7 protein-coding genes are annotated in these 8,361 nt (G+C 61.1%); 3 read left to right on the plus strand and 4 right to left on the minus strand.

Features of this window, described 5'->3' with window-relative positions:
* Positions 1-16: 16 nt before the first annotated feature.
* The 3 genes from GCN75_RS08800 to GCN75_RS08810 all read right to left on the minus strand — a co-directional run bounded on the left by GCN75_RS08800 (position 17) and on the right by GCN75_RS08810 (position 5,111).
* Entirely contained in the window at positions 17-1,699 is a 1,683-nt protein-coding gene (locus GCN75_RS08800) for a long-chain fatty acid--CoA ligase (protein ID WP_152282204.1), read from the minus strand.
* Between the two features lie 276 nt (positions 1,700-1,975).
* A complete protein-coding gene (locus GCN75_RS08805; protein WP_152282218.1) occupies positions 1,976-2,983 on the minus strand; it encodes an aminopeptidase in 1,008 nt (335 codons plus the stop codon).
* A 52-nt stretch (positions 2,984-3,035) separates the two neighbouring features.
* Entirely contained in the window at positions 3,036-5,111 is a 2,076-nt protein-coding gene (locus GCN75_RS08810; protein WP_152282205.1) for a molybdopterin-containing oxidoreductase family protein, read from the minus strand.
* 206 nt (positions 5,112-5,317) lie between these two features.
* On the opposite strand from GCN75_RS08810, the gene GCN75_RS08815 reads away from it, so the two are divergent.
* Positions 5,318-6,511, plus strand: a complete 1,194-nt coding sequence (locus GCN75_RS08815) for a M20 aminoacylase family protein (protein WP_152282206.1) — start codon at positions 5,318-5,320, stop codon at positions 6,509-6,511.
* Between the two features lies 1 nt (position 6,512).
* Here the strand turns inward: GCN75_RS08815 and GCN75_RS08820 are convergent, their stop codons facing one another.
* A complete protein-coding gene (locus GCN75_RS08820) occupies positions 6,513-7,415 on the minus strand; it encodes an NAD(P)-dependent oxidoreductase (RefSeq protein WP_226941206.1) in 903 nt (300 codons plus the stop codon).
* Positions 7,416-7,505: 90 nt separating this feature from the next.
* Here GCN75_RS08820 and GCN75_RS08825 point away from each other — a divergent pair, with 90 nt between their 5' ends.
* Positions 7,506-8,078 carry an acyloxyacyl hydrolase gene (locus tag GCN75_RS08825; protein WP_226941203.1) on the plus strand — a complete coding sequence of 191 codons (573 nt, stop codon included), beginning with the start codon at positions 7,506-7,508 and terminating at the stop codon, positions 8,076-8,078.
* A gap of 80 nt (positions 8,079-8,158) precedes the next feature.
* The coding region (locus GCN75_RS29515; RefSeq protein ID WP_226941204.1) for a hypothetical protein at positions 8,159-8,361 on the plus strand (203 nt) is incomplete at its 3' end.

The following is an 8,361-nucleotide window of genomic DNA, read 5'->3' on the forward strand; positions in this document are numbered from 1 at the left end:
GCGCCCCCGGCACTGTTTATGCTGCTATCTTCGTTTCGTCACGCAGGGCGCGACGCAAAATCTTGCCGACATTGGTCTTCGGCAGTTCATCGCGGAACTCGATATATTTCGGCCGCTTGTAACCCGTGAATTGCTCCTTGCAATACGCGGCCAGCACGGCCTGGGTCAGGTTCGGATCCTTGCGCACCACAAACACTTTCACGGCCTCGCCCGAATGCTCGTCAGGCACGCCCACGCAGGCGCACTCGAGCACGCCCGGGTGGGCCGCGATGACGGCTTCGACTTCGTTCGGATAGACGTTGAAGCCGGAGACGAGAATCATGTCTTTCTTGCGGTCCACGATCTTCACGTAGCCGCGCTCATCCATGATGCCCACGTCGCCCGATTTGAAGTAACCGTCGGGTGTCATGACCTTGGCCGTTTCATCGGGACGGTTCCAGTAGCCGCTCATCACTTGCGGGCCGCGGATGCCGATCTCGCCCGTCTGGCCCAGCGGTACTTCCTTGCCGTCATCGTCGAGGATGGCGATATCGGTCGACGGCACGGGCAAGCCGATGGTGCCCGAGAACTCCGTGCTGTCGGCGCGGTTGCAGGTGGCGACGGGCGACGTTTCCGACAGGCCATAACCTTCGATGATGGACACGCCCGTCACTTGCAGCCACTTGTCATTGACGGCTTGCTGCACCGCCATGCCGCCGCCATTGGCGATCTTCAAGCCCGAGAAATCGAGCTTGGCAAAGTCGGGATGATTGACCAGCGCGTTATACAGCGTATTAACCGCCGGTAACAAGTTGAATTTGTACTTGCCCAGCTCCTTGATCAGGCCCGGGATATCGCGCGGATTCGGGATCAGGATATTCAGTGCGCCCACGCGCGTGCCCCACATCGCGCACGCCGTCAGCGCAAAGATATGGTACAGCGGCAGGGCGCAGACGATGATCAGCTGCTCCTTGCTGTTCTGGTCGAGCGCTGCGCCCGACCACGCTTCGCTTTGCAGCACATTGGCGATCACATTGCGGTGGCTCAGGGTCGCGCCCTTCGACACGCCCGTGGTGCCGCCCGTGTATTGCAGGAAGGCGGCGTCGTTGATGCTCAGCTCGACCGGCGTGAGTTTCATGCGGCTGCCCAGCGCCAGCGCCTGCTTGAAACGCATGGCGTTCGGCAAGGAATACGCAGGCACCATCTTCTTGACGTTGCGCACGACAAAATTGACGATCATGCCCTTCAAGCCGCCCAGCATTTCGCCCATGCTGGCGACGACGATGTGCTTGACGGCCGTCTTGCTCAGCACTTGCTCCAGGGTATGGGCAAAGTTTTCCAGCACGATGATGGCTTCGCTGCCCGAATCGTTGAGCTGGTGCTCGAGTTCGCGCGGCGTGTACAGCGGGTTGACGTTCACCACCGTGTAGCCGGCGCGCAGCACGGCGGCCAGGGCCACCGGATACTGCAGCACGTTCGGCATCATCAGGGCAACTCTGGCCCCTTTTTTCAAGCCGCGGCTTTGCAGCCAGGCCCCCAGCTGGCGCGAATAGGTGTCGAGTTCGGCATAGGTAAGAAATTTGTCCATGCAGACATAGGCATTGCGGTCTGCATATTTCTGAAACGCTTCTTCCAGCACATGCACCAGCGAACGATATTGATCAGGATCGATGTCGGCGGGAACGCCGGGAGGATACGACTTCAGCCAAATTTTTTCCATCCTGTGCCTCTTGTCTCGAATAATCGTGGGGGAGCCGGCGCACCCTGCCGGCGCGGATCATTGCTGCGGATTCTGTCGTCCGGCAGTCAGTTTGAGCATTCTGACGAGCATTTGCTCTATGCTACTAATGCGATGCTATCGGGCGCCGCGCTTCCATGCAAGCGCTTTCAACAGTATTCGAGCGGCAACTCTAGGGGCTTTTTATGCTGCAATGCAGCATGATAAATACACTGTTACAGGATCGTTTGCCTTGGCGCGCGAGACAATCTTTACGGGTCAGGGGCTGGACAATTGTTCCAGCGCACGCCTGCGCTCAGGCTTATTCATCTGGGCCATTGTGTGCACTGCAGCATAAAAAGCACGAAAGTTCTTTTTTTCTTCCAGCAATTTTTTGAAGGCAGGCAAAAATTCATTGTAGGTAGACACGGAAGCCAGGTGCGCATTGCTCAATGGCTGCTCGAACCAGCGGTCATAACCGGCAAAACCACCCCAGCGCTGCTTCAGTACCTGATACGCATCTTTCAATGCCGCAAACACCTGCGCCTTGCGCGCGCGCTTGTCCGCATCGCTGGCGTCGCTGGCATACACGGCCTCCAGTCGCCCCCGGTATTGCAGCAGCAAGGCCAGAAAATCCTGGCGCCGCGCCGCGTACTGGGCATACGACGCGCGCATGGCGTCATTGCCCTCGCGCGCCAGCCAGCGCTGCACACCCGCCTCTTCCACCGCGCCGGCAAACGACTCGTTGAAGGCCGAATCGCCGGGCACGTACACCACCTGATGCGCCAGTTCATGGAAAATCAGGCGCGCCAGTTCCGCATCGTTGTAATTGATAAAGGTCGACAGCAGGGGATCGTCGAACCAGCCCAGGGTGGAATACGCGGGCACGCCGCCCACCTGCACGTCGTAATGCTGGGCGCGCAACTGCTCGGCATACGCGAGCGCCTCGTCCTTGCTGTAATAGCCGCGATAGCTGACGCAGCCGGCAATGGGAAAACACCATTGCAGCGGCTGCAGCGACAATTCCGGCGTGGCCACCACGTTCCACAGCACGAACGGTCGCCGCAGGGCCGCGTAGTTCTTGTAGCTGCCGTTGTCGGGCAAGTCCAGCTCGCTGACGGCAAAGCGGCGGATCTGCTGCGCCTTGGCCAGGCGCACCTTCAGGCGCGGCTCGGTGGCCGGATCATCGAGCCAGTCGCCGATGGGCCGCGCGCCGGACCACAAGGCATATTGCCCCTGCGCCGCTTGCGTGTAGTAGCGCAGCTGCGTGCAGCCGCCCAGCAGCATGCACAAGCTGCCGACAAGCAGCCGGGCGGGCCAGCGCGCCAGCGCATTCACCTCAGCCGGCCTTTTCCACTTCGACCAGCGTATCGTAAAAGGTGGGCGCGCGGCCCATGTCCGTCAAGCGCTGGCTGGTCACTTCATTGGCGTTCTTGCCATCGCTGGCCAGTTTCTTCCACCACACGGACAAGCCCACGACCAGGCCACGTCTCGCCTTGTCCGTGACCCGGGCCTTGGCAACAAAACTGCCGCGGTCATTGAAGATGCGCACCATGTCGCCGGCCGCGATGCCGCGCGTGGCGCCATCGTCGGGGTGGATATCGAGGTGCGGCTCGCCTTCGGCCGCGCGCAGGCTTTTCACGTTGACGAAGGTGGAGTTGAGGAAATTGCGCGCGGGCGGCGAAATCATGGCCAGCGGATAGCGGGCCGCCAGCGCGGGATTGCTGGCCAGCGATTCATGCGGTGCGATATACGTGGGCAGGGGATCGAGGCCCGCCTGCGCCATGGCTTCCGAATAAAACTCGCACTTGCCCGACGGCGTCGGAAAGCCCCCCTCGGCAAACGGCGCCTCGGGCATGGCCAGCTTTTGCCAGCCCGTGCGTTTCAGCGATTCCCAGTCGAAATGCACGGCGCGCGCATCCGTCGCATCGAATGCCTTGGCCGCCAGCGCATCGTCGCTTTCCTGGAAGCACGGGTCATCAAAGCCCATGTATTGGGCCAGCAGGCGGAAGATTTCCGTATTCGCCTTTGCTTCGCCCAGCGGCGCCACGGCCGCATTGTTCGCCATCATGTACAGGTGGCCATAGGTGGCATGCGTATCGACGTGTTCCAGCTGCGTGGTGGCGGGCAGCACGATGTCGGCGTAGTCGACAGTATCGGTCTGGAAATGTTCGAGCACGACCGTAAACAAGTCTTCGCGGGCAAAGCCCTGCGCCACTTTCGAGGAATCGGGCGCCACCGCCAGCGGATTCGAGTTGTAGACGATCACGGCTTCCACTTGCGGGCCAAAGTCGGGCGAGCTGGCTTTCAGCAGATCGTCGCCGATGGTGCTCATGTTGATGGTGCGTGGCGTGCCTTTCAACAAATCGGGCCGCTGCAAGGCCTTGCGGTTGATGGGGAAGGACCCCGAGCTCGACAGCTGCATGCCGCCGGCAGGGTGGCGCCAGGCGCCTGTCAGGGCGGGCAGGCAGGCGATGTTACGCACCGCCATGCCGCCCCCATGCACGCGCTGCACGCCGTAGTTGGTACGGATGGCGGCACCCTCGCCAGAGCGGCATGCCTGGCCGTACAGGCGCGCCAGTTCCACCACTTCCGTGGCCGTGATGCCGCACACCTCGGCCACGCGTTCGGGCGGCCATTCCAGCGCACGCTGATGCAAACCATCATAGCCCACGGTGTAGCGTTCGATGTAGTCATGATCGAGCCAGTCTTCGGCAATCAGGACATGCATCAAACCCAGTGCCAGTGCTGCATCGGTGCCCGGCAGCAAGGCGACGTGCTGATGGCATTTTTCCGCCGTCAGCGAGCGGTAGGGGTCGATGGCGATCAGCGTGGCGCCATTGCGCTTGGCCTCTTGCGCGCGCATCCAGAAGTGCAAATTCGAGGCGATCGGGTTGCCGCCCCAGATGATGATCAACTTGGCGCTCTGAAACTGTTCCAGGTCCGTGCCGATGCTGGCACCCACCGTGTAGCGGTAGCCCGTGGCGCCGGCCGAGGCGCAGATGGTGCGGTCCAGCAAGGAAGCACCGAGCTGATTAAAAAAACGCGACGACATCGATTCGCCCTGCACCAGCCCCATGGTGCCGCAGTAGCTGTACGGCAAGATTGCCTGCGGATCGCGCGCGGCAATCGGTTTCAATCGGGCCGCGATGGTCTGCAATGCCTCCTCCCAGCTGATGCGCTCGAACTTGCCCTCTCCCTTCCTGCCCACGCGGCGCAGCGGATGCAGCAGCCGGTCCGCATGGTAGGTGCGTTCCGTGAAGCGCGACACCTTGGTGCACAGCACGCCAGCCGTGGTGGGATGGTCAGGATCGCCCTTGACGGCGGTTGCCACGCCATCGGTCACGGTAACCAGCAAGGCGCAGGTATCAGGGCAGTCGAGCGGGCAGGCGGCGCGCACGTGGGTGGTGGTCATGGGGCAATCCAAAAACGTTGGGGGAAGGCGATACTGTAAACCATTCCGCCCGCTTGCTGTTGGCGCCATGGCAAGCACGTCCGTGCGCTGGATTTCCCCGGCAAACAAGGGCTACAATGCATTATTAGCCGCGCCTGTTTTTGATCAAACAAGCGCGGTCCGGCGCGCCATACATTGCTGCGTGCCAGCATCCACAGGAGAGTCCGATGAAACTAGTTGATCCCATCTTGGCGTTTCAATCCGAGCTGCAAGGTATCCGCCGCGACCTGCACGCGCATCCCGAGCTGTGCTATGAAGAACAGCGCACCTCGGACGTCGTTGCTGCCAAACTGACGGAATGGGGCATTCCCGTGGTGCGCGGCCTGGGCCGCACTGGCGTGGTCGGCATCATCCAGCATGGCACGTCCAAGCGCGCCATCGGCCTGCGCGCCGACATGGATGCCTTGCCCATGCAGGAAATGAATACCTTCGAACACGCGTCGCGCCACCCGGGCAAGATGCACGCCTGCGGCCACGACGGCCACACGGCCATGCTGCTGGGCGCGGCCCATTACCTGGCGCAGCACCGCAACTTCGACGGCACCGTGTACCTGGTCTTCCAGCCGGCGGAAGAAGGCGGCGCCGGCGCCCGTGAAATGATCGAAGATGGCTTGTTTACCCGCTTTCCCATGGATGCCATCTACGGCATGCACAACTGGCCCGGTGCCGAAACGGGTACCCTGAGCGTGGTGGAAGGGCCGATGATGGCCTCCAGCAATGAATTCCACGTCACCGTCAAAGGCAAGGGCGCGCACGCGGCCCAGCCCCACAAGGGCATCGACCCCGTGATGGTGGCCGTGCAAATCGCGCAAAGCTGGCAAACCGTCATCACGCGCAACAAGAGCCCGCTCGACACGGCTGTGCTGTCGATCACGCAAATCCATGCGGGCAGCGCCACCAATGTGATCCCCGACGACGCCAGCCTGGTCGGCACCGTGCGCACCTTCACCACGCCCGTGCTGGACTTGATCGAGGAGCGCATGCGCGAGATCGCCGTGCACACGGCCGCCGCCTTTGGCGCGGAAGTCGATTTCCACTTCAAGCGCAACTATCCGCCGCTGGTCAACCACGCGAAAGAAACGGCGTTTGCCGTCGACGTGATGAAAAGCGTGGTGGGAGCGGACAAGGTCAACGCGAATGTGGAACCGACCATGGGCGCGGAAGACTTCGCCTTCTTCCTGCAAGAAAAAGCCGGCTGCTACATCTTCATCGGCAATGGCGATGGCGAACACCGCGATGGCGGCCACGGCCTGGGTCCATGCGTCTTGCACAATGGCAGCTACGACTTCAACGACAATCTGCTGCCCATCGGCGCCAGTTTCTGGGTCAAGCTGGCCGAAGCGAGCCTGCCCGTCGCGTGAATCAGCTCAGCTGATCCGGACCATCGCCCAGGCGCTGGCCCGGATTCAGTTCTTCCAGGGCCAGCAAGGCCGCCGCATGGTCTGCCGTCGGATACGTTTCGGCAATGCTTTCATAGCGCTGTGTCACCAGTTGCGTCACCGGCAAGGTGACGTGCGCGGCATCGGCCGCCGCGAGGATGTTGTGCATGTCCTTGATCTGGCTTTTCACCTGCCCACCAGCAACAAAATTTCGTTCCAGCATGCGTTGGCCATGCACATCCAAGATCTTGCTCTCTGCAAAACCGCCACGGATGGCCGCCCTGACGGCAGCCGCATCGGCGCCGGCCGCCTGGGCCAGCAACAGCGCTTCGGCCACGATAGTCAATGTTGCACCCACGATCAGCTGATTGCACAACTTGGCAACTTGCCCACTGCCGGCCGGTCCCACCAGGGTCGGGCGGCCCATGGCGGCCAGGATGGTTTCCACACGCGCGTAATCGGCGCTGCTGGCGCCGGCCATGATGGCCAGGGTGCCCGCCTGCGCCCCGCCGACGCCGCCCGAGACGGGCGCATCGATGAAGGCATGGCCGGCAGCTTCCAATGTGGCGTGGAATTGCTGGGCTTCTGATTGCTTGGTGGAACTCATATCGATCCACACCGCGGCGGCAGGCAAGGCCGGCAGCGCCTCCTGCAGCACCTGCGCCACGATGGGGCCGGCTTCCAGCATCGAGATGACCACGTCCGCACCGCTGACCGCCTCCGCCACGGAAACCGCCGGCCGCGCGCCGGCCGCACGCAGGACTTGGGCCTTGCTGTGCGTGCGATTCCAAACTGTGACAGAATATCCAGCGCGTAGCAGGCACCGGACCATCGGATCCCCCATCAGACCGATACCAAGAAATGCGATTTTTGTAGAGAATGTCAATTGAACCCCTGAGATCAACAAGTGGCGAGAGCGGCATGCAAAGCAAGGTGCCTGTACAGACAAGACAATAGCCTATCGGCCAATTTTACGATGAAAGCCTCTATGTTCTTCAAGAAGAATCTCCTCAAATCCATCGCCGCCGTTGCCGCGCTGATGGCGGCCAACGCCGGCTTTGCCGCCGACGACAAACTGATCGACTCCGTCTACGGCGAATATGCCAAGGGCGTCAAAGTGCAAATGCTGCGCGCCGGCGTGACGTCGAACTGGGACAAAGCCTGGTTTGTATCGAATGGCACGCAGCTGAGCGGTTACTGGGATGCCAGCATCGGCGGTTGGGATGGCAAGAGCTATCGCAATGTCCCTGGCCAGCATCAAAAACTGTGGGATCTGGGCTTTACTCCCGTGTTCCGCTTTGAAAACACGAATAAATTGGGCTTTTATGCGGAAGGCGGCATTGGCGTGCACATGCTGTCCAAGCTGTACGATAACGACGATAACCGCCTGTCGACCCACTTCCAGTTCGGCGACCATATCGGCGTCGGCTACGTCTTCAATAACAAATGGGAAGTCGCTGCGAAGATCCAGCATTTCTCGAACGGCGGCTACAAGAAACCGAATAGCGGCGTCAATTACATGAACGTCAAAGTCGCTTATCACTTTTAATGGAGTTGATAAATGACAAAGGCAGCGCATAGCGCTGCCTTTTTTTACGCCTGTTGCATAGGCGGCGTGCAGAGGCCGGCATGGATCGGCTCTGGCGCAGGCCGGATGCGCGCAAGCGCGTCAGCCGACATCAGCATCAACGTTACCAACAAAGCACCAGACGAAAAAAAACCCCGCCATTGCTGGCGGGGTTTTTCTCTACTGCGAATAACAAGCCTGACGATAACCTACTTTCACACTGGTTGCAGCACTATCATCGGCGCAAAGTTGTTTCACGGTCCTG

The sequence above is a fragment of the Janthinobacterium violaceinigrum genome, from assembly GCF_009208555.1.
GTDB lineage: Bacteria > Pseudomonadota > Gammaproteobacteria > Burkholderiales > Burkholderiaceae_D > Janthinobacterium > Janthinobacterium violaceinigrum.

Coding starts and splice junctions, on each gene's coding strand:
- GCN75_RS08815 (WP_152282206.1), top strand. CDS start 5,318: ATGAAACTAGTTGATCCCATCTTGGCGTTTCAATCCGAGCTGCAAGGT.
- GCN75_RS08810 (WP_152282205.1), bottom strand. CDS start 5,111: ATGACCACCACCCACGTGCGCGCCGCCTGCCCGCTCGACTGCCCTGAT.
- GCN75_RS08825 (WP_226941203.1), top strand. CDS start 7,506: ATGAAAGCCTCTATGTTCTTCAAGAAGAATCTCCTCAAATCCATCGCC.
- GCN75_RS08800 (WP_152282204.1), bottom strand. CDS start 1,699: ATGGAAAAAATTTGGCTGAAGTCGTATCCTCCCGGCGTTCCCGCCGAC.
- GCN75_RS08805 (WP_152282218.1), bottom strand. CDS start 2,983: ATGCTGCTGGGCGGCTGCACGCAGCTGCGCTACTACACGCAAGCGGCG.